The 26,399-nt window shown below is 69.4% G+C and carries 31 protein-coding genes and 1 pseudogene; 19 read left to right on the top strand and 13 right to left on the bottom strand.

Annotated elements, in window-relative coordinates; genetic code table 11:
• Positions 1 to 2: 2 nt before the first annotated feature.
• Complete coding sequence (locus ABT084_RS13800) at positions 3 to 1,220, top strand: cation:proton antiporter (protein ID WP_351042304.1); 1,218 nt, start codon at positions 3 to 5, stop codon at positions 1,218 to 1,220.
• Here ABT084_RS13800 and ABT084_RS13795 read toward each other — a convergent pair.
• Positions 1,198 to 1,842, bottom strand: a complete 645-nt coding sequence (locus ABT084_RS13795) for a TetR/AcrR family transcriptional regulator (protein ID WP_351042302.1) — start codon at positions 1,840 to 1,842, stop codon at positions 1,198 to 1,200. The genes ABT084_RS13800 and ABT084_RS13795 overlap by 23 nt on opposite strands.
• A gap of 10 nt (positions 1,843 to 1,852) precedes the next feature.
• Between ABT084_RS13795 and ABT084_RS13790 the strand changes: the two genes are divergently transcribed.
• Both ABT084_RS13790 and ABT084_RS13785 read left to right on the top strand, forming a co-directional pair.
• Entirely contained in the window at positions 1,853 to 1,990 is a 138-nt protein-coding gene (locus ABT084_RS13790) for a hypothetical protein (protein ID WP_351042299.1), read from the top strand.
• Between the two features lie 99 nt (positions 1,991 to 2,089).
• Positions 2,090 to 4,477: an MMPL family transporter gene (locus tag ABT084_RS13785; protein WP_351042296.1), complete on the top strand. Its 2,388-nt coding sequence runs from the start codon at positions 2,090 to 2,092 to the stop codon at positions 4,475 to 4,477.
• Between the two features lie 109 nt (positions 4,478 to 4,586).
• Here the strand turns inward: ABT084_RS13785 and ABT084_RS13780 are convergent, their stop codons facing one another.
• The 3 genes from ABT084_RS13780 to ABT084_RS13770 all read right to left on the bottom strand — a co-directional run bounded on the left by ABT084_RS13780 (position 4,587) and on the right by ABT084_RS13770 (position 7,105).
• Positions 4,587 to 4,787 carry a helix-turn-helix transcriptional regulator gene (locus tag ABT084_RS13780; RefSeq protein ID WP_283449034.1) on the bottom strand — a complete coding sequence of 67 codons (201 nt, stop codon included), beginning with the start codon at positions 4,785 to 4,787 and terminating at the stop codon, positions 4,587 to 4,589.
• Positions 4,788 to 5,041: 254 nt separating this feature from the next.
• The gene (locus tag ABT084_RS13775) at positions 5,042 to 6,052 is read right to left on the bottom strand and encodes a Gfo/Idh/MocA family protein (RefSeq protein WP_351042293.1); all 1,011 of its coding nucleotides are present in this window, start codon (positions 6,050 to 6,052) and stop codon (positions 5,042 to 5,044) included.
• Between the two features lie 138 nt (positions 6,053 to 6,190).
• Entirely contained in the window at positions 6,191 to 7,105 is a 915-nt protein-coding gene (locus ABT084_RS13770) for a sugar phosphate isomerase/epimerase family protein (protein ID WP_351042290.1), read from the bottom strand.
• Between the two features lie 101 nt (positions 7,106 to 7,206).
• On the opposite strand from ABT084_RS13770, the gene iolC reads away from it, so the two are divergent.
• The 14 genes from iolC (at position 7,207) to ABT084_RS13700 (ending at position 17,288) form a co-directional block, all read left to right on the top strand.
• Positions 7,207 to 8,124, top strand: a complete 918-nt coding sequence (gene iolC, locus ABT084_RS13765; RefSeq protein WP_351042516.1) for a 5-dehydro-2-deoxygluconokinase — start codon at positions 7,207 to 7,209, stop codon at positions 8,122 to 8,124.
• Complete coding sequence (gene iolB / locus ABT084_RS13760) at positions 8,115 to 8,969, top strand: 5-deoxy-glucuronate isomerase (RefSeq protein WP_351042287.1); 855 nt, start codon at positions 8,115 to 8,117, stop codon at positions 8,967 to 8,969. The genes iolC and iolB overlap by 10 nt, the downstream gene beginning before the upstream one ends.
• Positions 8,855 to 10,846, top strand: coding sequence for a 3D-(3,5/4)-trihydroxycyclohexane-1,2-dione acylhydrolase (decyclizing) (iolD, locus tag ABT084_RS13755; protein ID WP_502968929.1), 1,992 nt, complete (start codon positions 8,855 to 8,857; stop codon positions 10,844 to 10,846). Before iolB ends, iolD begins: the two co-directional genes overlap by 115 nt.
• Before the next feature lie 11 nt (positions 10,847 to 10,857).
• Positions 10,858 to 12,357: a CoA-acylating methylmalonate-semialdehyde dehydrogenase gene (locus ABT084_RS13750; RefSeq protein ID WP_351042281.1), complete on the top strand. Its 1,500-nt coding sequence runs from the start codon at positions 10,858 to 10,860 to the stop codon at positions 12,355 to 12,357.
• 214 nt (positions 12,358 to 12,571) lie between these two features.
• Positions 12,572 to 12,739: a hypothetical protein gene (locus tag ABT084_RS13745; RefSeq protein ID WP_351042278.1), complete on the top strand. Its 168-nt coding sequence runs from the start codon at positions 12,572 to 12,574 to the stop codon at positions 12,737 to 12,739.
• A complete protein-coding gene (locus tag ABT084_RS13740; protein WP_351042275.1) occupies positions 12,720 to 13,244 on the top strand; it encodes a DUF6879 family protein in 525 nt (174 codons plus the stop codon). The genes ABT084_RS13745 and ABT084_RS13740 overlap by 20 nt, the downstream gene beginning before the upstream one ends.
• Before the next feature lie 19 nt (positions 13,245 to 13,263).
• Positions 13,264 to 14,112 (top strand): helix-turn-helix domain-containing protein, encoded by an 849-nt coding sequence (locus ABT084_RS13735; protein WP_351042271.1) that lies wholly within the window; start codon positions 13,264 to 13,266, stop codon positions 14,110 to 14,112.
• 91 nt (positions 14,113 to 14,203) lie between these two features.
• On the top strand, positions 14,204 to 14,404 hold the full coding sequence (locus tag ABT084_RS13730) for a hypothetical protein (protein WP_351042269.1): 201 nt from the start codon (positions 14,204 to 14,206) through the stop codon (positions 14,402 to 14,404).
• The gene (locus tag ABT084_RS13725; RefSeq protein WP_351042266.1) at positions 14,401 to 14,583 is read left to right on the top strand and encodes a hypothetical protein; all 183 of its coding nucleotides are present in this window, start codon (positions 14,401 to 14,403) and stop codon (positions 14,581 to 14,583) included. The genes ABT084_RS13730 and ABT084_RS13725 overlap by 4 nt, the downstream gene beginning before the upstream one ends.
• A complete protein-coding gene (locus ABT084_RS13720; RefSeq protein WP_502968928.1) occupies positions 14,583 to 14,813 on the top strand; it encodes a DUF7848 domain-containing protein in 231 nt (76 codons plus the stop codon). Before ABT084_RS13725 ends, ABT084_RS13720 begins: the two co-directional genes overlap by 1 nt.
• Before the next feature lie 186 nt (positions 14,814 to 14,999).
• Complete coding sequence (locus ABT084_RS13715; protein ID WP_351042261.1) at positions 15,000 to 15,167, top strand: hypothetical protein; 168 nt, start codon at positions 15,000 to 15,002, stop codon at positions 15,165 to 15,167.
• A 6-nt stretch (positions 15,168 to 15,173) separates the two neighbouring features.
• On the top strand, positions 15,174 to 16,334 hold the full coding sequence (locus ABT084_RS13710; protein ID WP_351042258.1) for a methyltransferase domain-containing protein: 1,161 nt from the start codon (positions 15,174 to 15,176) through the stop codon (positions 16,332 to 16,334).
• A 434-nt stretch (positions 16,335 to 16,768) separates the two neighbouring features.
• A complete protein-coding gene (locus tag ABT084_RS13705) occupies positions 16,769 to 16,987 on the top strand; it encodes a hypothetical protein (RefSeq protein WP_351042255.1) in 219 nt (72 codons plus the stop codon).
• A 103-nt stretch (positions 16,988 to 17,090) separates the two neighbouring features.
• Positions 17,091 to 17,288, top strand: a complete 198-nt coding sequence (locus ABT084_RS13700) for a hypothetical protein (protein ID WP_351042252.1) — start codon at positions 17,091 to 17,093, stop codon at positions 17,286 to 17,288.
• 541 nt (positions 17,289 to 17,829) lie between these two features.
• Here the strand turns inward: ABT084_RS13700 and ABT084_RS13695 are convergent.
• The 7 genes from ABT084_RS13695 to ABT084_RS13665 all read right to left on the bottom strand — a co-directional run bounded on the left by ABT084_RS13695 (position 17,830) and on the right by ABT084_RS13665 (position 21,680).
• Positions 17,830 to 18,102 carry a hypothetical protein gene (locus ABT084_RS13695; RefSeq protein ID WP_351042249.1) on the bottom strand — a complete coding sequence of 91 codons (273 nt, stop codon included), beginning with the start codon at positions 18,100 to 18,102 and terminating at the stop codon, positions 17,830 to 17,832.
• Positions 18,103 to 18,242: 140 nt separating this feature from the next.
• Positions 18,243 to 19,259 (bottom strand): hypothetical protein, encoded by a 1,017-nt coding sequence (locus ABT084_RS13690; RefSeq protein ID WP_351042247.1) that lies wholly within the window; start codon positions 19,257 to 19,259, stop codon positions 18,243 to 18,245.
• A gap of 2 nt (positions 19,260 to 19,261) precedes the next feature.
• Positions 19,262 to 19,720, bottom strand: coding sequence for a hypothetical protein (locus ABT084_RS13685; protein ID WP_351042244.1), 459 nt, complete (start codon positions 19,718 to 19,720; stop codon positions 19,262 to 19,264).
• 169 nt (positions 19,721 to 19,889) lie between these two features.
• Positions 19,890 to 20,174, bottom strand: a complete 285-nt coding sequence (locus ABT084_RS13680; RefSeq protein WP_351042241.1) for an HNH endonuclease — start codon at positions 20,172 to 20,174, stop codon at positions 19,890 to 19,892.
• Complete coding sequence (locus ABT084_RS13675; protein ID WP_351042238.1) at positions 20,174 to 20,425, bottom strand: hypothetical protein; 252 nt, start codon at positions 20,423 to 20,425, stop codon at positions 20,174 to 20,176. The genes ABT084_RS13680 and ABT084_RS13675 overlap by 1 nt, the downstream gene beginning before the upstream one ends.
• A gap of 785 nt (positions 20,426 to 21,210) precedes the next feature.
• Positions 21,211 to 21,522, bottom strand: a complete 312-nt coding sequence (locus ABT084_RS13670) for a hypothetical protein (RefSeq protein ID WP_351042235.1) — start codon at positions 21,520 to 21,522, stop codon at positions 21,211 to 21,213.
• Positions 21,519 to 21,680: a hypothetical protein gene (locus ABT084_RS13665; protein ID WP_351042232.1), complete on the bottom strand. Its 162-nt coding sequence runs from the start codon at positions 21,678 to 21,680 to the stop codon at positions 21,519 to 21,521. The genes ABT084_RS13670 and ABT084_RS13665 overlap by 4 nt, the downstream gene beginning before the upstream one ends.
• A 110-nt stretch (positions 21,681 to 21,790) precedes the next feature.
• Here ABT084_RS13665 and ABT084_RS13660 point away from each other — a divergent pair, with 110 nt between their 5' ends.
• Complete coding sequence (locus ABT084_RS13660; RefSeq protein ID WP_351042231.1) at positions 21,791 to 22,345, top strand: hypothetical protein; 555 nt, start codon at positions 21,791 to 21,793, stop codon at positions 22,343 to 22,345.
• A gap of 97 nt (positions 22,346 to 22,442) precedes the next feature.
• Here the strand turns inward: ABT084_RS13660 and ABT084_RS13655 are convergent, their stop codons facing one another.
• The gene (locus ABT084_RS13655) at positions 22,443 to 24,146 is read right to left on the bottom strand and encodes a recombinase family protein (RefSeq protein ID WP_351042228.1); all 1,704 of its coding nucleotides are present in this window, start codon (positions 24,144 to 24,146) and stop codon (positions 22,443 to 22,445) included.
• A 359-nt stretch (positions 24,147 to 24,505) separates the two neighbouring features.
• On the opposite strand from ABT084_RS13655, the pseudogene ABT084_RS13650 reads away from it, so the two are divergent.
• Positions 24,506 to 25,015: pseudogene (locus ABT084_RS13650) on the top strand (DUF5753 domain-containing protein); the annotation flags it as partial.
• A gap of 153 nt (positions 25,016 to 25,168) precedes the next feature.
• On the opposite strand, the gene ABT084_RS13645 reads toward ABT084_RS13650, so the two are convergent.
• Complete coding sequence (locus ABT084_RS13645) at positions 25,169 to 26,221, bottom strand: WxL protein peptidoglycan domain-containing protein (RefSeq protein WP_351042225.1); 1,053 nt, start codon at positions 26,219 to 26,221, stop codon at positions 25,169 to 25,171.
• Positions 26,222 to 26,399 lie beyond the last annotated feature (178 nt).

The raw sequence follows: 26,399 nt of genomic DNA, 5'->3' as shown, positions 1-26,399 counted from the left end.
GTATGTCCGCTTCGGGAAGTCTGACGCTGATCCTGATCATGTCGGCCGCGGTCCTGGCTCCCCTGCTCGCGCACGGCGTCTCGCGGTGGCTGCCGGTACCCCTGGTGATCTTCGAGATCCTGCTGGGCGTGCTGATCGGGCCCGACGCGCTCGGGTGGGCGGAGCCCGGTCAGGTGATCGACGTACTCGGTCAGCTCGGCCTGGCGATGCTGATCTTCCTGGCGGGGTACGAGATCCGGTTCGACCGGATCGGCGGCGACACCCTCACGCGGTCGGCCGGGGCCTGGCTGATCGCCCTGGTGCTGGGGCTGGCGGCCGGCACCCTGCTCGCGCACGGCGGCGGATTCGACCAGGGCGTCTACGTCGGCACCGCGCTGACCAGCACGGCGCTGGGCACGGTCCTGCCGGTGCTGCGCGATTCGGGTGATCTGCGGGGCCGGTTCGGGTCCGTGGTGATGGCGATGGGGTCGGTCGGCGAGTTCGGGCCGGTCATCGCGATGGCCCTGCTGCTCAGCGGGCGGGCGCCGGGCCGCTCGGCGGGCCTGCTGGTGGCCTTCGGAGTGCTCACGGCGGCCGCGGTGTTCTGGGCGCTGCGGCCGAAGGCGTCCTGGCTGTCGCACGTCATCACCGGGACCCTGGACAGCAGCGCGCAGTTCGCGGTGCGGCTGGTGATGCTGCTGCTGGTGGCGATGCTGGGGCTGGCCACGGCGCTCGGGCTGGACGTGCTGCTCGGCGCCTTCGCCGCGGGGCTGGTCACCCGGCTGGTCCTGGACGGAGCCGCGCCCGAGAGCGGCGAGGTGGTGCTCTCCAAGGTCGAGGCGATGGGCTTCGGTTTCCTGGTGCCGCTGTTCTTCGTGCTCACCGGCATCCAGTTCGACCTGAAGGCCCTGCTCGGGGGCGGCCGGGAGCTGCTCCTGCTGCCCGTGTTCCTGCTGCTGTTCCTGGTGGTGCGCGGGCTGCCGATGTGGTGGCTGGCCCCGCGCGACCTCGGGCGGCGCGACCGCGCGGCGCTGGTGCTGCTCGGGTCGACGGCGCTGCCCCTGGTGGTCGCGATCACCACGCTGGGGGTGCAGGACGGGATGGTGCAGCCGGGGGAGGCGGCGGCGCTGGTCGGGGCCGGGATGATCTCCGTGCTGACCTTCCCGCTGCTGGCGCTGCGCCTGCGCGCGCGGGCGACCGGCGGTGAGCGGGCGCGGATCAGCGAAGGGGAGTCGTGGTGATCATCGGCTCCAGGTAGCGCAGCAGGACGGCCTTCAGCTCGGCGACGTACGCCTCCTGCTCGGCGCCTTCGGTGGCCAGCACCAGGTCCAGGGACGACTTGAAGATGCCCAGCACCATGTTGGAGACGTGGGTGAGCCGCTCCGGGGTGAACTCCGGGGCGAAGGTGCTCAGCACGCCCTCGACCCGGGACAGCAGGCCGGCGTGCAGCTCCTCGTGCTCCTGGGTGATGCCGGGGACGCCCGAGCCGTGCATCAGGGCCCAGAAGGCGGGGTTCTCGCAGTTGAAGGCGATGACCGGGTCGAGGACCGCGTCGAGCAGCTCGGGCAGCGGCTTGCTCAGGTTCTCCGGCAGGAAGGCCTGGCCGTGGGTCTCCTGGGCGCGCTTGAGGAGTTCGCCGCCCAGCTCGACCGCGATGGCCTCCTTGTTCGGGAAGAACTGGTAGAGCGTGCCCGGGGAGACCCCGGCCTCCCGCGCGATGGCGTTGGTGCTCGCGGCGGCGTAGCCGGTGCGGCAGAAGACGCCCGCGGCGGCGGCCAGGAGCTGCGCGATCCGGCGTTCCCCGCGGGCCTGGCGGCGGCGCGGGGCGGGGTCGGCCACGGGCTTCGGCGGCTTCGCGGACATCGCTGCTTTCGTGGGCCTCGCCGTCTTCGCGGACGTCGCGGACGTCGCGGACGTCGCGGACGTCGCGGACGTCGCGGACGTCGCCGTCTTCGCGGATGTTTCCGGCGTTTCGGGCACTTCTCTCCCCTTCCATCCCCAGGGTGATTGACAAACGCGAGCTGTCGCTCGCATTCTGTGGGAACGCGAGCGATGGCTCGTATTTGTCAGTCTAGGCGTCTGGCAATCAAGGTGAAGGGGACACCGAGGCATGTCCGAAGTCAAGAAACCGTCAGGCCGGGCAGAGTCGGGGTCGGGGTCGGGGTCGGCGGCGGGGGCGGAGCCGGGATCGGAGCCGGGCTCGGAGCCGGGGCCGGGGAGGCTCGGCGGCTGGACGCGGTTCGTCACCGCGCGGCCGCGGCTGTCGCTGCTGCTCGCCCTCGTCCTCACCGCCCTGGCCGTGCTCGCCGGCAGCGGTGTCGCCGACCGGATGGGCAGCGGGGGCTGGCAGGACCCGGACGCCCGGTCCACCTACGCCACCAAGGCGCTGGAGCGCGAGTTCCCCGCCTCGCAGCCCAATCTGCTGCTGCTCGTGGACGCCGGGGCGGCCGGGGTGGACGATCCCGCCGTCGCCGCCGAGGCGCAGCGGCTGACCGCACGGCTCACGGCGCAGGAGGGGATAGCCGGAGTCGGTTCGTACTGGCAGTCCAAGCTCCCCGCGCTGCGCTCCGAGGACGGCCACCAGGCGCTGATCGCCGCCCGCGTCGAGGGCGACGAGAAGACCACCACCCAGGTGCTCGACCGGATCGCCCCCGGCCTGCGCGGGGTGCACGGGCCGGTGAAGGTCTCGCTCGGCGGCCCCGTGGCCGTGCAGCGCGAGGTCACCAGCACCATCCAGGAAGACCTGCTGTGGGCCGAGATGATCGCCCTGCCGCTCACCCTGGTCCTGCTGGTGCTGGTCTTCGGCAGCGCGGTGGCCGCCGTCCTGCCGCTCGGCGTCGGGATCGTCGCGATCCTCGGGACCAACGCGGTCCTGCGCGGGCTCACCGAGATCACCGACGTCTCCGTCTTCGCCCAGAACCTCACCACGGCCCTGGGGCTCGGACTCGCCATCGACTACGCCCTGTTCATCGTGCGGCGCTTCCGAGAGGAGCTCGCGGCCGGACGGGAGCCGAGGGAGGCCGTGGGGGCCACCTTGCGCACCGCGGGGCGGACGGTGCTGTTCTCGGCGCTGACGGTCGCGGTGTCCCTCTCGGCGATGATGTTCTTCCCGATGTACTTCCTGCGCTCCTTCGCCTACGCGGGGGTCGCCGTGGTGCTCCTCGCGGCGGCGGCCGCGCTGATCCTGCTGCCCGCGGCGCTCGTGCTGCTGGGGGAGCGGGTCAACTCCCTGGACCTGAGGGCGCTGTGGCGGCGCCGCCGCGCGGCGGGCGCCGGATCCGGGGGTACGGATGCCGGATCCGCCGGTGCGGATGCCGGGGCCGGGCGGGGGTGGGCGCGCGGAGCCGCGCTGGTGATGCGGCGGGCGCCGGTCTTCGCGGTGGTCACCACCGCCGGGCTGCTGCTGCTCGGGACGCCCTTCCTCGGCGTGAAGTTCGGCACCGTGGACGACCGGCAGCTGCCGGCCACGGCCGAGTCGCATGTGGTCCAGCAGCGGATCCGGGACGGATTCCCGGGCAGCCCCGCGGCGCGGCTCATCGTGCTCGCCGAGGGACCGGCCACCGCGTCCGCGTACACCGAGTACCGGGGCAGGCTCAGCGGCCTGCCGGGAGTGGTCCGGGTGGACGGTCCGGTGGGCTCGGGGCCGGGCGGGGCGCCGGGGCGGTACGCCTACTTCTCGGTGGTCGGCGAGGGCGAGGCCGTGGGGCAGCAGGCCCAGGACCTGGTCGGCGAGGTCCGCGGGGTGGAGGCGGGCTTCAAGACCTCGGTCACCGGGCAGGCCGCGGTCCTGGTCGACGCGCAGGACGCGATCGGCGAGCGACTGCCCTGGGCGCTGGCCCTGGTCGTCCTGGCCACCCTGCTGCTCGTCTTCCTGCTCACCGGGAGCCTGTTGATACCCCTGCAGGCGGTGCTGCTCAACGCGCTCAGCCTGACCGCGATGTTCGGGGCGGTGGTGTGGGTCTTCCAGGACGGCAATCTGTCGGGGCTGCTCGGCTTCACCTCCACCGGGGACATAGAGACCACCCTGCCGGTGCTGATGTTCTCCATAGCCTTCGGACTCTCCATGGACTACGGCGTGTTCCTCATATCCCGGATCAAGGAGGAGTACGACCGCACCGGGGACCACGAGGGCGCGGTGCGGACCGGGCTGGCCCGCACGGGCGGCCTGATCACCGCGGCGGCCGTGATCCTGGCGGTGGTGATGGTGGCCATCGGCACCTCGCGGGTGACCAACACCAAGATGCTGGGGCTCGGGATCGCGCTGGCCGTCCTGATGGACGCGATGGTGGTCCGCAGCCTGCTGGTCCCGGCCGTCATGAAGCTGACGGGACGGGCCACCTGGTGGGCCCCCGGGCCGCTGCGCAGGCTGCACGACCGGTTCGGGCTCAGTGAGGGCGGCGCGGAGAGCGGCGGCGCGAGCGAGGGCGCGAGCGGTGGTGAGGGCGTGGCGCGGGTGCCGGTGTCCGAGGACTCGGGCCGGGTGCCGGTCACCACGTAACGGCGGTGTCCGGGCCGGGGTGATGACACCCCGGCCTGGGGGTCGGTGAGGGGTGGTGAGGTGTGGTGCGGGGCCGGCGCGGGGGCGCGGGCGGTGCGGGGGCCGCCGGTCAGTCGTCGCGGCGGCCCCGGTTGCCGGGGCGTCGGGCGACCCAGGCGCGGATCGTGTCGGCGTACCAATAGGGCTTGCCGACCTCGACGTGGTCGGGCGGGGGGAGCAGCCCGTGCTTGCGGTAGGAGCGCACGGTGTCCGGCTGGACCTGGATGTGGGCGGCGATCTCCTTGTACGACCACAGCTTCCGGTCGGTCATATGGGGCACCTCCTCGTCCACACCACGGGGGCGGCCGGGAGGCCGTCGGGGGAGCCTGAGTGTGGACACTGACGATCACTCAAGGTTGTGCCCGGAGAACGACGCCGGGTGAAGGCAGGGGAGGGGCTGTCGAACGTCTGTGACGGAAGACCCGCGTAATGCGGACATGCGTGACGAGACCCCGACCCCCGTGACAGAAGTGGCACGGGGGGCCGGATGGGACAAAGGTGTGTCGCGGTGCGGTCCGGCGCCGGTCAGCGGTAGAGAGGGGGCCGTTCCACCAGCTCGACCACGGTCCGCGCCCCGGTGCGGGAAGCCGTGAGGCCCGCCTCCGAAACGGCCGCCGCCGCGTAGCCGTCCCAGGCGTCGGGTCCCGCCACCCGGCCCTGCGCGGCCGCGGCCACCCACCGGCGCAGCTGGCGGTCGTAGGCGTCGGCGAAGCGCACGGTGAAGTCCTGGGAGATCGCACCGCCCCAGCGGCCCGCGGACTGCACCACCATCGCGTGGCCGTCGCCGATCCGGGCACTGCCCGTCTCGCCCACCGCCTCGCACCGCACCTGGTAGCCGAACCCGCAGTTGACGAAGATCTCCACGTCCACGATCGCGCCGCCCGAGGTCTCCAGCAGGACGAGCCGGGGATCGCGCAGCCCCTCGGGGGCCCCGCCCGACGGTGCCGGGGACAGCACGGTGACGGCCGTGATCTCCTGCCCCAGCAGCCAGCGGGCCGCGTCCACCTCGTGCACCACCGAATCGGTGATCAGCATGTCGCTGGTGAAGAAGGACGGGGAGGAGGCGTTGCGGTGTCGGCAGTGCAGGAACAGCGGCCGCCCGATCCCGCCGCTGTCCAGCAGCGCCTTGAGGCTCTCGTACTCGGCGTCGTGGCGGCGCATGAAACCGACCTGTACCAGGCGCCGCCCCAGCCGTTGCTCCGCCTCCATGATGCGCAGCGCCCCCGCCGCGTCCGGGGTCAGCGGCTTCTCGCACAGCACCGGAAGACCCCGCTCCAGGGCCCCCGTCACGGCCGCCTCGTGGGCCGGCCCGGGTGAGGCGATCAGGACCGCGTCCACCCCCGGCGCGGCTATCGCGGCCGCCGGGTCGGTGTGCGCGCTCGCCCCGTCCAGAGCGGCCGCGACCTCCTTGACCCGGTCGCCGTCGGGATCGGCCACGGCCACCACCCGGGCCCCGCCCACCGTCCGGCCGATCCGGCGCACGTGGTCGCTGCCCATCTTCCCGGTGCCGATGACGGCGATGCCGAGCGTGCTCATGCGTACCTCTTCCAGGGACGGACGGGACGACCCGTCGGCGTGACGGACGGGCGACCCGTCGGCGTGACGGACGGGACGACCCGCCGATGGGACCGCCGGGCGGCCCGTCGATGTGAGCCGGGCGGCCCGTCGATGTGACTAAAGGGCGCCGCAGGAGCGCAGGTAGGCCCGGGTGCGCCGGGCGATCGGCAGCGGCCGCTCCGGCGGGCACGGGTACATGTCCTGCTCGACGATGGCGAAGAGGTCCACCCCGAGCCGCTGGGCCGCCGCCAGCACCGGCTCCAGAGCGGGCACCCCGCCCGGCGGCTCGCACATCACCCCGCGCGCCACCGCGGGCCCGAAGGGCACCTGGTCCGCCACGACGTCGGCGAGGATCCGCGGGTCCACCTGCTTGAGGTGCAGGTAGCCGACGCGCTCGCCGAAGGTCTCGAGCAGCTCGACGCTGTCGCCGCCGCAGTACGCGTAGTGCCCGGTGTCCAGGCACAGCGAGACCGCGTCCGGATCGGTCGCGTCCAGGAACCGCGCCACGTTCCCGGGGGTGTCGATGTGGGTGTCGGCATGCGGATGGACCACGATCCGCAGCCCGTAGCGCTCGCGCACCTCACGGCCCAGCCGCTCGGTCTGCCGGGCGAGTTCGCGCCATTGTCCGGCATCCAGGTTCCGGTCCTCCAGGACCGCCCCCGTCTTGTCGTCCCGCCAGAAGGAGGGGATGACCACCAGGTGCTCCGCCCCCATCGCCCGCGTGAGGGCGGCGATCCGCGACACGTGCTCCCAGGTCTGCTCCCATACCGCGGGCCCGTGATGGAGTCCGGTGAAGACCGTGCCGGCCGACACCTTCAGCCCGCGCTTGCCGGTCTCCTCGGCGAGCCGGGCGGGATCGGTGGGCAGATAGCCGTACGGGCCGAGCTCGATCCACTCGTAACCGGCGTCCGCGACCTCGTCGAGGAAGCGTGACCAGCCGGTCTGCCGGGGATCCTCGGGGAACCACACACCCCAGGAGTCCGGAGCCGAACCGATGCGGATACGGGTCAACGCGGGCGGGGAGGACGTCATGACGCCACCTTAGGGTGCGAGGCTCGACGGCACGGGCAAGAGAGCCTGGACGAGGACAGGGAGGACCGCTTGTGACCACCGACCCCTTCGACGTGATCACGATGGGCCGGATCGGGGTGGATCTCTACCCCCTGAGAACCGGAGTACGGCTGGCCGAGGCCGACACCTTCGGCAAGTTCCTCGGCGGGTCCCCGACGAACGTCGCGGTCGCCGCCGCCCGTCTCGGGCGGCGCACCGCCGTGATCACCCGGACCGGGGCGGACCCCTTCGGCGCCTACCTGCGCGAGGAGCTGCGCGGATTCGGCGTGGACGACCGCTGGGTCACCGAGGTCGCCGCCTACCCGACGCCCGTGACCTTCTGCGAGATCTTCCCGCCCGACCACTTCCCCCTCTACTTCTACCGCCGGCCCAAGGCGCCCGACCTGGAGATCCACCCGGACGAACTCGACCTCGAAGCGGTGCGCGCCGCCCGGGTGTTCTGGGTGACGGGCACCGGTCTGAGCGCCGAGCCCAGCCGGGCCGCGACCCTGGCCGCGCTGGAGGCCCGGGCGAAGTCCGGGACCACCGTGTTCGACCTCGACTGGCGGCCGACGCTGTGGTCCTCGAAGCCGGAGGCCTGGTACGAGCGTGCCCTGGCCCACGCGACGGTCGCCGTCGGGAACGCGGAGGAGTGCGCGATCGCCACGGGCGAGAGCGAGCCCTGGGCCGCGGCCCGGGCGCTGCTGGCCGCCGGGGTGGAACTGGCCGTGGTCAAACGCGGCCCGGAGGGAGTCCTGGCCGTGCACCGCGACGGCCGCGCCGTGCAGGCCCCGCCGGTGACGGTGGAGGTGGTCAACGGGCTGGGCGCCGGGGACGCCTTCGGGGGCGCGCTGTGCCACGGGCTGCTCGGCGGCTGGGAGCTGGAGCGCGTGGTGCGGTTCGCGAACGCGGCGGGGGCCATCGTGGCGTCCCGCCTGGCGTGTTCCACGGCGATGCCGGAGGCCGACGAGGTCGAGGAGGTGCTGGCGTCATGGCGGTGACGGGTGCGTGGGGAATGGCGCGTACGGAGCTGCGCGTGCTGACCCTGGAGCCGGGGGAGACGTACCGGCTGGAGTGCGGGGACCACGAGTGGATCGTCCTCCCGCTGGCCGGGGCGTGCGCGGTGCGCAGCCGCGGCCCCTCCCCGGAGGATCCGGCGGGGCTCTTCGAACTGCGCGGCCGCGCCGGTGTGTTCACGGCCGTCACCGACTTCGCCTACCTGCCGCGCGACGCGAGCGCCGAGGTCACCTCGGCCGCCGGTGGCCGGTTCGCGCTCGCCGGGGCCCGTACCGGCCGGCGGCTGGACGCGCGCTACGGCCCCGCCGAGGACGTACCGGTCGAGCTGCGCGGCGCGGGCGGCTGTTCCCGGCAGGTCAACAACTTCGCCGCCGCCGGTGTCTTCGACTGCGACCGGCTCATCGCCGTCGAGGTGCTCACCCCCGGCGGGAACTGGTCCTCGTACCCGCCGCACAAGCACGACGAGCACCACCCCGGCGCCGAATCCGAGCTGGAGGAGATCTACTACTACGAGATCGCCCCGCACGGCGACACCCCCGGGCTCGGCTACCAGCGTGTCAGCCCCTCCCCGGCCGGGAAGACCGACATCCTCACGGAGGTGCGGACCGGTGACGCGGTGCTGATCCCCGACGGCTGGCACGGACCGTCCATCGCGGCGCCCGGCCATGACATGTACTACCTCAATGTGATGGCAGGCCCGGGGGAGACCCGGGAATGGCTGATCCGGGACCACCCCGACCACGGCTGGATCCGGGACACCTGGCCCGGCCAGGCCGTCGACCCCCGGCTGCCCTTCCCGGCGGCGCACCGATCGGAGGACGCCCGGTGAGCGACACCCGTCACCTGACCGTCGCGCAGGCCCTCGTCGCCTTCCTCGCCCGCCAGTTCACCGAACGCGACGGCCACCGCGCCCGGCTGATCGCCGCGACCTGGGGGATCTTCGGGCACGGCAACGTCGCCGGGATCGGCCAGGCGCTGCTGGAGAGCGGTCCGGAGGCGATGCCGTTCCTCCAGGGCCGCAACGAACAGGCGATGGTGCACGCCGCCGTCGGCTACGCCCGGCGCAGCGGCCGGCTCTCCGCGCACGCCGTCACCACCTCCATCGGCCCCGGCGCGACCAACCTCGTCACCGGGGCGGCCCTCGCCACCATCAACCGGATCCCGGTGCTCCTCCTCCCCGGCGACACCTTCGCGACCCGGCCCGCCGACCCCGTGCTCCAGCAGCTCGAAGTCCCCTGGGCCGGCGACGTCTCCGTCAACGACACCCTGCGCCCCGTCTCCCGCTACTTCGACCGGATCACCCGGCCCGAGGCGCTGATCCCGGCCGCGCTCCAGGCGATGCGGGTGCTGACCGACCCGGTCGCCACCGGAGCCGTCACCCTCGCGCTGCCGCAGGACGTCCAGGCGCAGGCGTGGGACTGGCCCGAGGAGTTCTTCGCCGAGCGCGTGTGGTCCGTACGCCGTCCACGGCCCGGCCGCGCCGAGCTGGCCGCGGCCGCCGAGGCGGTACGGGCCTCGGCGCGCCCCCTGATCATCGCGGGCGGCGGCATCCGCCACAGCGGGGCCGAAACCGCCCTGGCCGCCTTCGCGGAGGCCACCGGCATCCCGGTCGCGGCCACGCAGGCGGGCAAGGGCGCCCTCCCCCACGGCCACCCCGCCGAGGTCGGCGGGGTCGGCCACACCGGCACCGACACCGCCGCCGCACTGGCCCGGAGCGCCGACCTGGTCATCGCGGCCGGGACCCGGCTGACCGACTTCACCACCGCCTCCGCGACCCTCTTCCAGCACCCCGCGGTCCGCTTCGTCGGGCTGAACCTGGACCCGTACGACGCCCACAAGCTGGCCGCCCTGCCCCTGGTCGGCGATGCCCGCGAGAGCCTGGACGAGCTGCGCGAGGCGGTGGCGGGCCACCGCGTGGAGCCGGAGTACGTCGCGGACTACACCCGGGCGAAGGAGGCCTGGGAGGCGCGCGTGGACCGCGCGTACGCCGCCCCCGACGAGAGCGCCGTACCGACCCAGGCGCAGGTGCTCGGCGTCCTGGACGCCCTGCTCACCGAGGACGACGTCATCGTCAACGCGGCCGGATCCCTCCCCGGCGACCTGCACAAACTGTGGCGGGCCCGGTCGCCGCACCAGTACCACGTGGAATACGGGTACTCCTGCATGGGATACGAGATCCCGGCCGCGATCGGGGCCGCCCTCGCCGCGCCCGGGGACCGGGTGTGGGCCCTGGTCGGCGACGGTACGTACCTGATGAACCCGACCGAGATCGTCACCGCCGTGCAGGAGCGCGTCCCGCTGCGCCTGGTCATCCTCGACAACCACGGGTACGCCTCCATCGGCGGCCTCTCCGGGGCCGTGGGCGGCGAGGGCTTCGGGACCGCTTACCGCTTCCGCGAGCCCGACGGTTCGTACGGCGGCGCCCCGCTCCCGGTGGACCTCGCGGCCAACGCGGCCTCCCTCGGGATGGCCGTGATCCGCGCCCGCACCATCGGTGACCTGCGGGAAGCCCTCGCCGCGGCCCGGGCTGCGGACCGGCCCACATGTGTCTACGCGGAGACCCGAACGCCCGACACTGTGTCGGGCCCACCCCCGGCGGCCGCGTGGTGGGATGTTCCTGTGGCCGAGACCGCGACCCGTGCGTCGGCGGCCGGAGCCCGTGAAGAGTACGACCGGCAAGCCGCGCAGCGACGTCGCCATCTGTGAAGGAGCAAGGCATGAAGACCGTCAACCACTGGATCGGTGGCACGACCGTCGAGGGCGCGTCGGGCAACTACGGCCCGGTCACGGACCCGGCCACCGGCGAGGTCACCACGCAGGTCGCCCTCGCCTCGGCCGAAGAGGTCGACGCGGCGGTACAGGTCGCCAAGGAGGCCTACCTCTCCTGGGGCCAGTCCTCGCTGGCCGCCCGCACCAAGGTGCTGTTCGCCTACCGCGCCCTCCTCGACGCCAACCGCGACGCGATCGCCGAGCTGATCACCGCCGAGCACGGCAAGGTGCACTCGGACGCGCTGGGCGAGGTCGCCCGCGGCCTGGAGATCGTCGAGCTGGCCTGTGGCATCACCACGCAGCTCAAGGGCGAGCTGTCGACCTCCGTGTCGAGCCGGGTGGACGTCTCCTCGATCCGCCAGCCGATCGGCGTCGTCGCGGGCATCACCCCCTTCAACTTCCCCGCCATGGTCCCGATGTGGATGTTCCCGCTGGCCGTGGCCTGCGGCAACACCTTCATCCTCAAGCCGAGCGAGAAGGACCCCTCGGCCTCCACGCTGCTGGCGCAGCTGGCGAGCGAGGCCGGTCTGCCGGCGGGCGTGCTGAACGTCGTCCACGGTGACAAGGTCGCGGTCGACGCCCTCCTGGCCCACCCCGACATCGCCGCCGTCTCCTTCGTCGGCTCCACCCCGATCGCCCGCCACATCCACACCACCGCCTCGGCCAACGGCAAGCGGGTACAGGCCCTCGGCGGCGCCAAGAACCACATGCTGGTCCTCCCGGACGCCGACCTCGACGCGGCCGCCGACGCGGCCGTCTCGGCGGCGTACGGCTCGGCCGGCGAGCGCTGCATGGCGATCTCCGCGGTCGTCGCGGTCGGCGCCATCGCCGACGAGCTGGTCGACAAGATCCGCGAGCGCGCCGAGAAGATCAAGATCGGTCCCGGCAACGACCCGACCTCCGAGATGGGCCCGCTGATCACCGCGGCCCACCGCGACAAGGTCGCCTCGTACGTGAAGGGCGCCGCCGCCCAGGGCGCGGATGTCGTCCTGGACGGCACCGGCTACACGGTCGAGGGGAACGAGAACGGCCACTGGATCGGCCTCTCGCTGCTGGACAACGTCAAGACCGACTCCGACGCCTACCGCGACGAGATCTTCGGGCCGGTCCTGTGCGTGCTGCGCACCGAGACCTACGAGGAGGGCGTCGCCCTCATCAACGCCTCGCCGTTCGGCAACGGCACCGCGATCTTCACCCGCGACGGCGGCGCCGCCCGGCGCTTCCAGCTGGAGGTCGAGGCGGGCATGGTCGGCGTGAACGTGCCGATCCCGGTCCCGGTCGGCTACCACTCCTTCGGTGGCTGGAAGGACTCGCTCTTCGGCGACCACCACATCTACGGCAACGACGGCATCCACTTCTACACCCGCGGCAAGGTCGTCACGACCCGCTGGCCGGACCCCTCGGAAGCCCCCTCGGGCGTGGACCTGGGCTTCCCGACGTCTCGATAATGCCTGACGCCTGACAGGCGCCCCAAACCGCAGACCCCCGGCCAACCCTCACCGGCCGGGGGTTTCTGCTGTTCCCGCCCTCTTGACCAGAGCGATCCGTCAGGGTGAGGTCGTGCAACCAGGCGCAACGCGCTCGACAGGGAGGGACGCCATGGCCTTACGGTTCGTCGGTAAAGATCCTGAGTCTGGAGACCACGGATGCCCGGCCGTGTGGGTGGACGACGACCGCCGCATCCTCGTGCAGGGGAAGCAGGCGGACAGCGACGCTCACGACCAGGCAGCGGGCGACTCGCCCCGGTCCGACGACGAAGCCTTGATCATCCTTGAGCCCCGGATGATCCCACTCCTCAAGGAGGCTATTCGTGTCGCAGAGTCTGACTGACTTCTCCGACCTCATCAGGTCGGTTCAGAAGTCGGCCGTACATCTGGAGCTGCGAGACGGGTACGGCGTAGACAACGAGATCGACGGCTTCGCCGAGTGGAAGAACGGGCACCGACTCGACCCGGACGACCGCGCTTCGTGGTGGCGCCCCTGGCTCGACCTCGTCCAGGAGGTCACCGCCAAGGGTGTGCTGATCCGCAGGGCCCGCGTGATCTCGGAGCCAGTCAGCGACTACATCGCGTTCGAGCACTCCTTCACCTTCACCAACGTGGCCGCCGGTGAGCAGGTCCGTTGGCTCCCCCGTAGGCAGGCGTCAGACCTGGCATTGCCCGGCAATGACTACTGGCTCTTCGATGGGAAGCTCGTCCAGTTCAACATCTTCGACGGGGTCGGCCGATGGGTGCACACCGACCAGATCGAAGACCCTGCCGTAGCCGCCCACTGTGCGGCGGCGTTCGAAGCAGTGTGGGAGCGCGGCATCCCGCACGAGAAGTACACCGTCTGAATCACTGGCCGGTCAGCTCATGCCTTCCTCCCCACTCTCCACAGCCCAAGCAGCACGGGCCGCCGTGGCCACCCGTCTGCAAGAGCTGATGAAAGACGCCGGGCTCTCAGGGCATGACCTGGCCGTTCGGTGCGGTTGGCACAAAGCCAAGTCGTCCCGTATCGCCCGAGGCATCTCGTGGCCGTCCGACGCAGACATCCGCGCTTGGTGCGTGGCCTGCGGTGCCCCGGATCAGGCGGCTGACATCATCGCGGCCTCTCGAAACGCTGAGTCGATGTACGTCGAGTGGAAGCAGATCCACCGCGACGGCATGCGCCGCATCCACGAGAAGACGACCCCGCTCTACCAACGGACCCGCTCATTTCGCGTGTACGCCTCCAACGTCGTCCCTGGCATGCTCCAGACCGCTGGATACGCCACAGGGCTTCTCAGGGCCATCACGGCGTTCCAAGGGACCCCCGACGACGTTGCCGACGCCGTGCGGGCCCGCCAGGTACGATCGAAGGTCATCAGAGAAGGAGACCATCGCTTCGCGATCCTCCTCGAAGAGACGGTTCTCTACTACCGGGTCTCTGACGATGCGGCCATGCGCGAGCAGCTCGAACAACTGCTGACAGTCATGGGGCAACAGAACGTGTCCCTCGGGATCATCCCCGCACGGGCCCGCCGGACCGTGTGGCCGCTCGAAGCGTTCTACGCCTTCGACGACCAACAAGTAGCCGTTGAGACCCTCACCGCAGAGATCAACCTGACCACGCCGGGGGAGATCAGTACCTACCTTCGGGCCTTCGTGGACCTGTCCCAAATCGCCGTGCGCGGAACGCCGGCCCGCGACCTAATCAGCAAGGCCATCAACGCACTTGAGTGAATCCGTGCAACAGCTTGCAACAACGTGGAGCTACGCCTAGCCCCCTCCCTACGGTCATGACATCGACCTCGAAGCCTTCGGGAGGGGCGCAATGGCCAGCATTGAGACGAGGACCATAAGCCAGGCGGTGGCCCGCCTCTTCATGCCCGAGTGGCCGGAGGCGCCCGCCGACTGCGCGAAGTGCCAGAAGTGGGCCGAAGAGCGCTCGAAGGCGAAGGGCCCTCTTGCGGGGACCGTCGTCAGCGACAGGAACGTGCTGATTCGCCGCCATGCCGCCCGGGGGCACGCGTGAGTGCACCCGCCTTCATCGACAGAGCCACGTGGCCGACCTATGACCCCACGTGCGGCGTTTGTACGGCACTGGACGCGGAGCGGCACGAGGCCGCCGACGCGGGCGAGTGGCGCGAGGTAGGCAAGATCAACCAGGAGATCGGCAACCACCCGCACATGAGGCGAAGGGCTCGTTCCTGATGCGCGCGGTAATGCGGTTCGTGAATCACCGGATCATCCCGCTCCCCAGGAAGCGGCCTGTCGTGTCCGCGCAGTGCCTCCACGAAGGCTGCGGGTGGGAAGCGGACAAGGGCGACGATGTGGCAGGCGTTGACCGCCAGTGCATGAGGCACGCCAGCCTCAACGCCTATCACTCGATGTTTCGCCGCTCGTTCGAAGACGTCGCCATTGTTCAGCAGGTGCGCCAGTGACCGACGACGACAGGGAGAAGCTCCCCCGCATCCCCCGGTTGCTCACCCTCACCGCAGCTGTCGCCTGGGCTGCAACGATCGCCCTGATCGTCGCTCGGGGATGGACGGCCTAACAGACTCCCGCCCCCGCCAGGGCGGGTCAGCAAGCGAAAACCCCCACATCCTCACGAGTGAAGGAGAAACGCGATGGAAGCCATCCTGTACATGACCCCCAAGCACGGTGGCGGTACCGGAGACGGCCAGGGCGGAAGCCAGCAGGACGACGGGAGCAGCGGACGCGGGCACGGCGGCGGCGGCACGGACACCGGCAGCGGTGGCAGCTCGTCCGACGGCTCCGGCCCCGCGAAGAAGTAGGGGTAGATGACCGCGCGCAAAGAGGAGGCGGGCCCTTCGGGGCTCGCCTCCGCGCTCGTTGCATCGGGCGCATTGCAGTCGGATTGGTTGCCGACGTTCAAGGCCGTTCCCCGGGACATGTTCGTACCCGCGCGCATCTGGCCGGGCATCCCGGCCGGCACTCGGCAGAACGCGTTGGTGGACCGCGACCAGGACCCTGACGCCTGGCTCACCGCCGTCTACTCCGACATCCCCCTGACGACTCAGTGGGACGACGGGAAGCACACCGGCGACGAGGTAGGACGGACCCCTACAAGCTCGAACTCTCAGCCCCGAATGGTCTTCGGCATGCTGGGGGACCTTGACGCCCAGGAGGGCCACAAGGCGCTTGAGATCGGCGCCGGAACGGCGTGGAACGCGGCGCTCATGGCTCACCGCCTCGGCTCCAAGAACGTCGTCTCGATCGAGTACGACCCCGAGGTAGCCAAGGGGGCAATCAGGAACCTTCGCGATGCGGGACTATCCCCCACGATCATCGTGGGAGACGGACGGCTCGGCTATCCCGAGGGCGGACCTTACGACAGGGTCATTGCGACATGCTCGATCGGCGAGGTCCCGCACGCGTGGGTTGAGCAGACCGTTCCCGGCGGGATCATCGTCGCCCCGTGGGGAACCGGCTACGGGGGCGAAGCCATCGCACGACTCGTGGTTGATGAGGACGGTAAGGCGTCGGGTCACTTCACCCGCTCCTCTGCCTTCATGCGGCTCCGGCAGCAGCGTCCCAACCGCGCCGACCACGCGACCTACCTCAAGGGCCAGGAGTGGCCCGGGGACGGCGTCAAGTCCAGCTCGACGCTTTCCCCGGAAGACGTTGACGGGTGGGTGGTGCAGTTCGCCATCAGCCTGCGCGTCCCCGGGACCTTCTGGACAGTCGAGAGGGACGAGGACGGCTCCTACGTCGTCTGGTACTACGGCGACGACGAACAGTCGTGGGCATCCATCGACTATGTACCGGGGGCTACCGAGTTCCTCGTAGTCCAGTCGGGTCCCCGGCAGCTGTGGGACGAGATCGAAGCCGCCTACCGGTGGTGGGAGGATCAAGGGCGCCCGGACTTCACCCGGTTCGGGCTCACCGTGGGGCCTGACGGCCAGACTCCGTGGCTCGACCTACCGAACAATCCGGTCTGACATCGACCCCCGGCGCAACGTGTAGCTAGCCCGAGTTGAGAACGCATCTCTCAGAACATCGCAGGTCAACCCCTCCGGCGGCTCGGCCGCGGAAGGCCCAACTCGACACAGCTAGAGGCCCCGACCTCCCTCTCAGGGGAAGCCGGGGCTTCGTTCGTCACCGGATCACCCGCCCTTCACTGACGCAGGCTGCACAGGCGGCTCGGAAGGTGGGGCCGCTATGCATGTGGAAGCTGCACCAGCGCTCAGGGAACGTCCGGGCTGGCGGCCAAATACGGATGGCGGCCAGGGTGCCGCCAGGCCGCATGTAGCGGGACTTCGGGTGATGGCCGAGAAGCTCGTCGGATCGCTTCGGAACTGGTCCTCGCTTGGCCATGGGGTACCTCCTTCAAGGTCGGGATGCGGGTGTGACGGCCCTGCCGGAGGCTGGGGCCATGGAAAGACGCGTAGTCGTGTATCCGCCGGACGAACGCGGGTGGCGCAAGGTCCGGTATGACGGGCAGATCCTCGGGACCGCCTATCAGGCGAGTGACGTGGTCGAGTTCCTACGGGAGGCCGGTCACCCGGACCCCGACGCCGTCAACCTCGCGGACGAAGCGCTCTTCGAGTGGCGCGGGGGAGGCCCTGAGACCTGGGCGGACTCGCCCCCGTGACGGGATCACCCGCGTGGGTGACTTGGCGCCGCGACTGCTGTGGGTCGGGCTGTGGCCCTGCAAGCATGCTCGGGAAGATCCACTTTCACCGAGAGGACTTGCCATGGCAGATCAGAAGCCGGACGAGAAGCAGGCCGCCGAGGCCGAGGCGGCCTTCCAGGACAAGCTCAAGGCCAACGCCGACAAGCTTGAGAAGGACCCCATGAAGGTCGGGGTGGTGCAGCGGGAGAACAAGCCGCTGAGCATGGAAGAGGCGATGGAGCACCTCAAGAAGACCCAATCCGAGGGCACCACGGGCTGACCTCGGATTGATCTACGGGACGCCCCTCTTCGGAGGGGCTTCTTCGTGATCCAGGTCACTAACCCTGTGTAACCCCGGGGCTACCCCCATGTTGGGAACCCCGGGTCGATGCCGCTGCCTATCACGTCCCGGTCAAAATCCTTGATCAATCGGAGGTCACCCCCCACCCTGACCATGACCCTTTAGTCAAGCTGAAAGCAGCCGACTCGTGTTTAGTCAGGCTTTTCTTTGCGTCTAATCAACAAGCTTTCAAGCTTTATGCTTTAACTCAATGCGTTAATCACTCACGCTTATGAATTCACGTGTGTACGTGCATGTGGTGGTGCAGTGTGGTGCACACATAGAGCGGGTGTGTGTGGCTCCCGCATGCAGGCGTATTGAGTGAGTGGCTAATGAGAGTGCTGCCTAGTTGGCGAACGTTTTCTTGAGTTTCAGTGAGGCAATGAGGCGCATAGCCGCGAGGGCCTGCGGTGTAGCCGGGGGCCGTGTCCGCGTGTAGTGGACGCGAACGCTCGCCCCGTACGCCTGCGTGACGGTGCGGTCAGCCATCGGTGCCGCTACCCGTCCGGGCCGCGAGGGAGGCCCGTTCGAGGGCCTTGGCGATGCCCTTCGGGAGGTAGCTCGGCATCAGGTCTCGTCCGTCAAGCGCGGGGATGTACGTCATGAGCTGCCGAGCGGTCTCGGCGTCGCCGCTGCGCGCGGCATGCTTGGCGGCCTTGTGCCACTGACAGCAGGACCCAGAGCAGTAGGGGCCGGTCTTCTTCGGGGTCTGGGTGAAGCGGCAGCCCGGACGGGCGCAGGTAGGGCGTGTCATCTCAACTCTTCCTGTGGGACTAGGTTGTTGGGCCCCGCGGTGGGACTTTGGTCCTGCGGCCGGCGAGGGCGTTGGTCCCGGGTAGTGCGGGCACGGGAAGGGGCCCCAGCGTCATCGCCAGGGCCCCGAACTGCTTTGGATCAGAGGCTGTGCCCGAAGGGGGCAAGGTCAGCCTTCCCGTCCACAAGGGCGGCCGCCTGCTCGCGCGTCATCGCCTGCTGACCGAACACCTTGTAGTGCTGCCGGAAGGCTTCGATCGCTGCCTCACGGCTCTCATACGCCTTCCGGTCGAACGGGGCCTCGTGGGCCGTCGCGTACTGCGCAGCGGTCATGGACAGGACCGGGTCGGCGGCCATGTTGTCCCACAGGATGGGAGCAGCCTCAAAGGCTCCCAGCGTGCGCGAGACTGCCGCAATGTCGGTCAGGGTCTCAGGGGCCACACCTTCGACTCCGAGGCCCTTACGGGCCGCCTCAACGTGGCCGGTCAGAGCGAGTGCCTCGCGCATGATCGGAGCAAGGGTCCTGGAGGACTCCGCCAGGACCGGGGCGGCCTTGGCGGCCAGTTCCTTGGCGGCCTTATTCATGGAGTCATGCCACTTCGGGAGCCCCTTCCGGGTCTCGGCCGAGACCAAGCGGTAGACGTTGCCCAGAGCTTCAAGGAACGCGTCCCGCTTAAGGACGGCGTCCTTGTACTTCGTCGCCGTCGCAATGCGCTTGGACTCGATCGCCTTGGCCTTCTCGCCCGGGTCCTTGCCATCCTCGGCGGCCTTGACCATGGCGGCCTTAACGTCGGCTCCCTGAGCGTGGTACTCCTCGCACAGAGCCTCGGCAACCTCGTCAATGGCGGTCAGCTTGCCGTACAGCTCCTCCATCCGCATCCGGGCATCCTGGACAACGGAAGGGGCGTACTGGAGCGGGAGATTGCTGCCGAGGTAGTCGCTCGACTCCAGGTTGTCGAACCACTCAGGGCGATGTCGGGACACCGCGTCGGTGACCCCAGCCTCCAGGTGGTTCGACGGCACGTCGTGAGGGCCGGTCGGGGCGTACTCGGCTCGGGTCTTGTCCGCCGTCTCTCGGGCCTCACGCGAAAGCGTGTCCCTTCGAAGGGCGGCCTCGGCGTCAGAGATGGGAGAGCCGTTCAGGTAGTTGTTGTTCATTGTCAGTCTCCGTAGATCAGTGCGTCAGCGTCCGCGAGAATGGCGGACTTCTTGTTTCGAACGGCCTGAGCTTCGCGCTCGGCCTTTTCGGTGGCCTCTCGGACATCCTTGTCTTCGGCCGCCTTTGCGACAGCCTCAGCCCGCTTCTGTTCCGTGATGGCAGCTATACGAATGGTCTCTTCCCGGCGATGCCGACCGCGTGCCGAATCCTCGATCCGTTCCGCTTCTTTGCTGCTGAAAGAAGCACCGAGAAAGTCCCGCGCTGTGAGGTAAGGCTTAAGGGTGCCGTCCTGTTCAATCAGGATCGGAAAGCCTTCGCCAGTCGCCACTAGGCCGCCACTGCCCGGCTGTATCTTCATCGCCCAACCGTGAACGCGCAGCGCGTAGCAGCGTCGGGGGTTAGCCGGATCGTAGAACCAATAGCGAATGTCGGCGGTTTCGCGCATAAAGTTCTTCATCACGCCCCACCCTCCCCAGCTTCGTCCGGAATGCCGGGGGCCGGCTGAGGGCCGTTGGCGAACTGATGGAGGCGAGTGGAGCCCCTTCGGACTGCCCAGCTCTCGCGGGTGCTAGCGCGCCACGGAAAGTAGAGGTCGCGGAAAGTGTCAAGGTCCTCGAAGTCGTACATGCCTACCCCTTGGCCACGGCCGTAGTGCGGCCGATCGTGTGTTGGTTGCGAGTCCGGCCCCGACTGGACCGGTCCTTCATGTTCTGCCGGTGAGTACCGATCTCCAGATGGAGGACATTCACGCAGCGCGGTTTGTCGCAGCGGTGACGGACAACCTGCTTGTTGTTGATGGGCCCGTAAGCGACCTGGTAGTAATACCGGTGCGCTAGCTGAGTCTTTCCGCCTCGGGAGACGAGCCCGTACCCACTGCTGTTCAAACTCTTCGGCCACTCAATACAGTCGGACATCAGATAAGCCCCCGCTCGGCCAGCCAGTCGATGTCTTGCTCGATGACTGACTCCGGGACGTCAAGAGACCGAGCCACCCTTTCGAGCGCCATACCCTGAGAGACGCAACGAATGCGTACCTGATTTCGGCGGCTGGCAATGTGCTCAAGGATGAACGGCGACTTTGGGTCGGCTGTGATACCCAAGGCATCTTCGACGGTCAGATAGCCATCCGGTATTCGAGGTGCGACTCCCGGCTTACGCATCAGCATCGCGTTACTTCCTCTCCAGAAAACAAGAAGACCCCCGCCGTACTCAATGGCGGGGGCCCTGATCTATTTCTCAGCAAGTGCATAGATAGCCGGAACACACGTGCAGGTGAGAGCGCTACAAGTCGCTTAGTCCCTTCCCTTGCTTCTTCGCTGCGAGCCAGCGTGCGTAGGCGGGTGAACGGTTAGCCGCAGCGATCTCCTGATTCCTTTCACGCTGGGGGCGCCGCTCCTTGCGGACTCTTGCCACACGGAACCGCGCATTGGCGCTGTGCCGCTGCTCAGCGGCCTCGGCGCACTCCCGGCACCTCATGGGCCAGGTGCCGCCTCGACCGCGCCTACGAGCGCTCCAGGCCAGTCCAGGGCAGTCGGAGCAAGGGGCCCGGTAGAAGGTGTGGGTGCGCGTCACGAGCACGCTCCCGCCCGTCTTGGCTATGTAGCTGTCCACGTGGCCGTAAGGGCCACGATCCGGGCTCTTCCGAACGGCCTTGGTGTCGTGGTGGTTCATGTCCGTGGTCCTCAGGTTGAGCCGGCCGTGACGTGGCGTCAGGCCAAGGGAACGGACTCTGTCCGTCCCTGCGCGGTGGTTATCAAGTCGGGGTTGGTGGTGAGCTGCCGAGCGAGGAGCGAGGTAGCTGGTGGTTGCTGATCTCGTAGGGCCATCCCGGAGAGATCAGGGGGCTCCTTTGGTCCCGCCCCCTTCCCAGGGGAGGACAAGCTCCCTCCTCGGTCGCCTGTCCCGTAGCTCTTCCTTCTGGCCATAAGTTCTCGCGGCCTCACTCGGCCACTCAGAGGAGGTAGAACGTCGTCACCGCGCCCCGCTTCTCGCCGGTCGTCTCCACTCGAAGCCATCCGGTTTCGGTGAGCGCCTGCGCGCCGCGTTCGGCGAAGGCGCGGGTGCGGCCTGCTTCGTCTTTCCGGCCTACCGCGTCCGCGAGGGACCGCCACGGCACGGACACCTTGCTGTCATCGCCGCACAGGCGGGCTATCTGCCTGGCAACGAGCATTCCCGACAGCGGAACGTCTTGGACTACGTCCCGGTACCACGCGTACGCCTGCCCTTTCGGCGGCCGCATCTCGGCTGAGTTCGAAATCCTCACTGCGCGGTCTCTGCGGTGATCACGTACCAAGTGCCGTCTTCGGTGTGCAGGTTCGGGCCGTGCCAGACGGCCTCGGCCGTCCGGCCAAGCTGCTCGGCTTCCTGCCGCGTCAGGCGGTCGTGCATCCGGTGGCCAGTGCCGGTTATCTCGTAGGTCACGCATCCCTCTCGTGAGCCGGGCCGATCCCGGCAGCATCCCCAGGTTTCCACTCATCCACCACCCTCGTCAACCTGGGTATGTCCACCATGGTGGGTGTAGCATGGTGTCCATGAGTGAACCTGTCAGCATCTCCATCCCTCAGCAGGTGGGCCCATGGGCGGTACTGATGACCTGGGATGCCGGGGCAGACCCGGCTAGCGGACCGAGCAGCATCGTCATCAGTCCCGACCCGGACGCCGAGCCGGAAGACACTCAGGGCGGATTGGCCTCGACGGTTCTTCGGAGCATCGACTTCCAGGAGGCGCAAGCGGCCTTCCGGGCCGTCCGACCCAAGGGCACGGAGCACGATGTAGGGGCCGAGGAGGAGGCGCGGGCACTTCGGTGGCTCTTCGACTCCGAAGGCATCTCAGACGGCTATCTCGCCTTCCTCGCGGAGGCGTACGTACGCACGGTTTCCATCGGCGTGAAGAACGTGGCGGGTCACTTGGCGGAGCTGATCGGGAAGAGGCCCGAGACGCTGAGAGCACATCTCAAGGAAGCAAGGAAGCGGGGTCTTCTGACGACGATCCCGGGCAAGGCCGGTGGGCGACTGACCGACGAAGCGTGTGAGATCACCAGCGGCGAGTACCTCGACAAGGTGACTGAGTACCTGATGAATGGCTAGTCCGGAACAGTGGCTAAGCCAAGGAAACAGGGGAGGCCCCTAGCGGAGTCCGCTAGGGGCCCTTTGCTGTGCCGCTAAGCGGCTACTCCAGGTTTCGTTATCGCTGTTCCTGTGCCCACCTCAGAGCGTTCTCCCGGAACCCCGGCGGGAACACAGTCACGATGACAGGGGAACCTGGGGCGGGCATGTTGTCCGTCTGCCGGGTCACCAGGGATCGCATCCCGATCGACCTCAGCCAGTGGCCCCGGTCCGCGTAGTCGAGCGATGCCCAGTACTCGCGGATCGTCATGCCCGATGGCTCCTCGCGGACCTCCGCCTTGCGGGACGGCAGACCCTCCAGGGCAGTCTTCCGCTCCTCCAGCCGGCCCATCATCCGCCTGTACCTCTCGGCCCCGTCCGGGCCCTTGTAGAGCCCGTGCTCGTACCGGTCTTCCTCAAGGTCACCGATGGACTCGAGCACCTCAGCCAGCTCCGCCGCGTGGTCCTCGCCCGGGATCACTACCCGATGGGTGTGGGGAAGGTCCCCGACCACGTCCATGAACGTGGCCTCGAAACCGGCCTCGATCTCGTCTGCCCGGAAGTTCTTCCCGTCGATGCAGTCGAGATAGGTCTTGCATCGGTAGTAGCGGGTGGTCTTCCCTCGCTTAGTTGATGCCTGCCCGTAGATGGGGTGCGAGAACGGGTCTGCACCGTCCTCGATCGACGCCTCGGCGAGCACTCGCGCAAGCCTCGCGTGAATCTCCTCGAAGGTCTGGCCTGCCTCAACGCCAGCCACGTGGTAACCACAGAACCCCACCTGCCGGAGCATGTAGCTCGTGTACTTCGAGCGCGACATACCCGGCTTGGCGCGCTGAGCCGTCAGCATCTCTTGCAGCCGCCGGAAGTCGGCAGGGGCCACGATCGGAATGGCCACCTGCAACGGCTTGCCATCCTCACCCCGGACGATCTCGACCTTGAGGGCCTTGCCGTTCTGGTCCCTCTCCGTGGCGTGTGTGGTCTGACCGATCAGTGCAACGTTCGTCAGGATGCGACGCAGGCCCGACACGTCCCAGGGGGCGCCCTTCGGCTCCTTGGGTGTGCGTCGCTTCGTGAGGGCGTAGTCCCAAGGGGACAGGACCTTCCGGGCGGTAAGGTCCCGGCACACGTTCGTCAGGGAGTCCCCACCGAGCATCCGGGCAACGATCTCCACCACAGTCGAAGCCGATACCGGATCGGGTTCAAGGTGGTAGCCCTTGCCCTCAGGGTTGGGCTCCAGCCACACCCCGCAGTCAGCGCACTTGCTCGCCTCCGCCCGAGGGACGTTCTTGACCTTCTGGTAGCCGTACGGCGGAGTTCCCCCGGCCCACCGGCCGTGCTTGCGCAGGAACCGGCGGGATCGGGTGACGCGCTTCTTGATCTTGTCCAGCTCCGTGGCGGCCTGTACGGCCTTGCCCTGAGCTATCCACCGCCCCATGGGGGTGCTGATGTCGAACGAAGGGTCATCAAGGACGATCAGGCCCTTGCCCCAGTCGAGCACGTTGCCGACGAACGCGTTGAAGTGGCGGTCATCGCGAGACAGGCGGTCCTGAGTCGAGACAACAAGGGTGTCCCACGCCTGACGGCCGACCTCGGTCAGATGCTTGCCCAGCTTCGGCCGGTCGGGGAGATCGACCGAACCGGATACCGTCCGGTCTTCCACCTCGTCCACGACCGTGTGACCGCTTGCGAGAGCCCACGCTCGCTGCTCCTCCAGCTGAGCTTGGATGCTGTTTGAATGATCTTTGTCGTCTGAGATTCGGGCGGTGAGTAGTACGCGCGCCATGATCAGCACTCTCCGCCGGGACGGCAGGCTCCGCATCCTGTGATGCGGTATTCCGGTGACCTCCGGTTCCCCCGCAACCACTGACCCACCCCGCCCGGCCCCCGGCCGAGCCGCAGCCCAGCCCCCGGCCAACCCTCACCGGCCGGGGGTTCCTGCTGTCCCGGGCCGGTTTCCCGTTCTCTCCATCGTGATCGCTTGCCCCCGGGGTCACTGGCCCGGGAGCATCGAACGCGGCACTACGCCGAACGGGAGAGGGGAACCGGAAGCCATGGAGGTGACCAAGCTGATCAGCGCCTGTGACCTCAAGGACTGCCCGACGATCTACGCCACCGACCGAGGTACGTTCCTTGTGCAGGGCGAAAGCGGCCCGCGCGGCGACCACGGAGGCCACCGCGTGGCGTCTCCTCAAGCGGGCCGGCATCCACAAGGGCCAGCAGGCGGCGAAGGCACTAGAAGCTCAGATGGCCGTCCTGCGGCTGTTCCAACCTGCCTTGGTGCCCGGGTTGCTCCAGACACCCGAGTACATCCGCGCCATCCTCCAGCGCCATGACCTGAGCGAAGATGCCCTCACGCGGACGATCAGCGGCCGGCTTGAGCGTCAGTCGGTGCTGTTCGACAGCGCGAAGAAGCTCCGCTTCGTCATCACCGAACCCGTCCTTCGCCGGCGGATCGTCCCGCCCCCGATGATGGCCGCGCAGCTCGACCGCATCGTCTCTGTGTCCCGCCTTGCGCACGTAGACATCAGGGTCGTGCCGCTGTCCGCCCCTCAGACGGACATCGCCAACCACGCCTTCGTCGTCCGCGACGACCGCATGGTGACCGTTGAAACGGTGCACGCCGAGGGCGACGTGACGGGGGTGCGCTCGATCAGGGTCAGCAGGGCCGGGCCCGCGACGGCCGCGGCGCCGCTGGCGGCCCCGGGGGTCGGGGGCGTCGGGTCCTCGGGCCGCTGTCGGTCCATGAAAGTGCCTCCCCCTGGGCGGTGGCGGCCGAGCGCCGCCACCTGGGGACACCCTTCATGATCAGCGCGTTTCGGCCAAGTCCCGGACGGGCCGCGTCAGTTCCCGGTCCCGGCGGCGCCTGCGGCGCAGCACCCAGGCCGCGGTGCCAGCCCCCACCAGCACCAGCAGCGCGCCCGCCGCGGGCCACGGCACGGCGACGAACTCCGCCTCACCGCTCGGATCGAGGTCCGGGTACATCACCGCGCCCGCCTTCACCTTCACCGTGACCCAGTCCAACTGCGGCGCGTCCGCCCACTGTTCGGTCATCTCGATGCGCTGGCCCGGCAGCAGGGTCAGCCTCAGGTCGCGCCCGGGGCGGCTCAGCAGGTGCCGCCCGAAGATCCCCTCGGCGCTCACCGACACCTTCGGCTCGACCACCACGTTGCCCCGGTTGACCAGCGCGTAGGTGACGGTGGCGGGCGCGTCGTGCACCCACGGCAGCAGCGGCGCGTCCCGGTGGACCCGGACGTCCTCGACGCTGAGGCCGGGGCTGAGCGGCCCCGGCACCCGGAAGTAGAGGCGGGCGCCGACCGAACGCTTCACCCCGACCTGGATCTTGCCCTCCTGCTGTATGCCCTCCACCTCGGTATTGAGGGCGACGATCCCGCCGACGTGGTCGCCCGGCGTCGCGTCCTCGGGCACCTTCACCGTGAACGGGATGTCCTTGCGGCCCTTGGCGGGGACGGTGACGGTCGCGGTGTCCGCGGGCAGTTTCAGCCAGGTGCCGACGTCCTTGGGCTTCGTCTCGGCCGGCAGCAGGGCGAAGGCGCCGCCCGCCGGGGTGTTCATGGCGTCGGTGGCGAAGACCTGGAAGGTCAGGTCCTTGGCGGAGGAGTTGAGGATCGTCACGCTGTCGGTGACCGTGCTCCCGGCCGCGCCCTGGTGGAAGAAGTACGCCCGGTCGGTCATCGCCGCGCCCGCGGGGGGCGTCGGGAAGACGCCCCACGTGCCGTTCTCGGCGGCGTGCGCGGTCCCGGCCGGCAGGAGCAGCCCCGCGAGCGGCAGGAGGAGGCCGAGGAGCAGGCGGAGCGGCAGGCCGGGGGGGAGGCCGTACGGGGAGGTGCGGGTGCGCATGGGCGGGTCTCCAGACATGACGGAAACGGCGGCGGGGCGGGAACGGGAAAGGGTGGTGGGGGGGGGGGGGGGGGCCCCCCCCCCCGGGGGGCCCGGGGCGGGGGGGGGGGGGGGGGGGCGGCGGGGGCGCCGGGGGGGGGGGGGCGCCGGGGGGGGGGGGGCGGGGGCCCCGGGCCGG

Source organism: Streptomyces sp. NPDC002138, from assembly GCF_040296485.1.
In the GTDB taxonomy this organism is placed as follows: Bacteria; Actinomycetota; Actinomycetes; order Streptomycetales; family Streptomycetaceae; genus Streptomyces.
Note: the sequence above shows the minus strand (reverse complement) of the source record. Positions and strands in the feature narration are given on the sequence as shown.

Excerpts from the sequence above, each read along its gene's own strand:
- ABT084_RS13800 (WP_351042304.1), top strand. The coding sequence starts at position 3 with ATGTCCGCTTCGGGAAGTCTGACGCTGATCCTGATCATGTCGGCCGCG.
- ABT084_RS13795 (WP_351042302.1), bottom strand. The coding sequence starts at position 1,842 with ATGTCCGCGAAGCCGCCGAAGCCCGTGGCCGACCCCGCCCCGCGCCGC.
- ABT084_RS13785 (WP_351042296.1), top strand. The coding sequence starts at position 2,090 with ATGTCCGAAGTCAAGAAACCGTCAGGCCGGGCAGAGTCGGGGTCGGGG.
- ABT084_RS13780 (WP_283449034.1), bottom strand. The coding sequence starts at position 4,787 with ATGACCGACCGGAAGCTGTGGTCGTACAAGGAGATCGCCGCCCACATC.
- ABT084_RS13775 (WP_351042293.1), bottom strand. The coding sequence starts at position 6,052 with ATGAGCACGCTCGGCATCGCCGTCATCGGCACCGGGAAGATGGGCAGC.
- ABT084_RS13770 (WP_351042290.1), bottom strand. The coding sequence starts at position 7,105 with ATGACGTCCTCCCCGCCCGCGTTGACCCGTATCCGCATCGGTTCGGCT.
- iolC (WP_351042516.1), top strand. The coding sequence starts at position 7,207 with ATGGGCCGGATCGGGGTGGATCTCTACCCCCTGAGAACCGGAGTACGG.
- iolB (WP_351042287.1), top strand. The coding sequence starts at position 8,115 with ATGGCGGTGACGGGTGCGTGGGGAATGGCGCGTACGGAGCTGCGCGTG.
- iolD (WP_502968929.1), top strand. The coding sequence starts at position 8,855 with ATGGCTGATCCGGGACCACCCCGACCACGGCTGGATCCGGGACACCTG.
- ABT084_RS13750 (WP_351042281.1), top strand. The coding sequence starts at position 10,858 with ATGAAGACCGTCAACCACTGGATCGGTGGCACGACCGTCGAGGGCGCG.
- ABT084_RS13735 (WP_351042271.1), top strand. The coding sequence starts at position 13,264 with ATGCCTTCCTCCCCACTCTCCACAGCCCAAGCAGCACGGGCCGCCGTG.
- ABT084_RS13730 (WP_351042269.1), top strand. The coding sequence starts at position 14,204 with ATGGCCAGCATTGAGACGAGGACCATAAGCCAGGCGGTGGCCCGCCTC.
- ABT084_RS13720 (WP_502968928.1), top strand. The coding sequence starts at position 14,583 with ATGCGCGCGGTAATGCGGTTCGTGAATCACCGGATCATCCCGCTCCCC.
- ABT084_RS13715 (WP_351042261.1), top strand. The coding sequence starts at position 15,000 with ATGGAAGCCATCCTGTACATGACCCCCAAGCACGGTGGCGGTACCGGA.
- ABT084_RS13710 (WP_351042258.1), top strand. The coding sequence starts at position 15,174 with ATGACCGCGCGCAAAGAGGAGGCGGGCCCTTCGGGGCTCGCCTCCGCG.
- ABT084_RS13705 (WP_351042255.1), top strand. The coding sequence starts at position 16,769 with ATGGAAAGACGCGTAGTCGTGTATCCGCCGGACGAACGCGGGTGGCGC.
- ABT084_RS13700 (WP_351042252.1), top strand. The coding sequence starts at position 17,091 with ATGGCAGATCAGAAGCCGGACGAGAAGCAGGCCGCCGAGGCCGAGGCG.
- ABT084_RS13695 (WP_351042249.1), bottom strand. The coding sequence starts at position 18,102 with ATGACACGCCCTACCTGCGCCCGTCCGGGCTGCCGCTTCACCCAGACC.
- ABT084_RS13690 (WP_351042247.1), bottom strand. The coding sequence starts at position 19,259 with ATGAACAACAACTACCTGAACGGCTCTCCCATCTCTGACGCCGAGGCC.
- ABT084_RS13680 (WP_351042241.1), bottom strand. The coding sequence starts at position 20,174 with ATGTCCGACTGTATTGAGTGGCCGAAGAGTTTGAACAGCAGTGGGTAC.
- ABT084_RS13675 (WP_351042238.1), bottom strand. The coding sequence starts at position 20,425 with ATGCTGATGCGTAAGCCGGGAGTCGCACCTCGAATACCGGATGGCTAT.
- ABT084_RS13660 (WP_351042231.1), top strand. The coding sequence starts at position 21,791 with ATGAGTGAACCTGTCAGCATCTCCATCCCTCAGCAGGTGGGCCCATGG.
- ABT084_RS13655 (WP_351042228.1), bottom strand. The coding sequence starts at position 24,146 with ATGGCGCGCGTACTACTCACCGCCCGAATCTCAGACGACAAAGATCAT.
- ABT084_RS13645 (WP_351042225.1), bottom strand. The coding sequence starts at position 26,221 with ATGCGCACCCGCACCTCCCCGTACGGCCTCCCCCCCGGCCTGCCGCTC.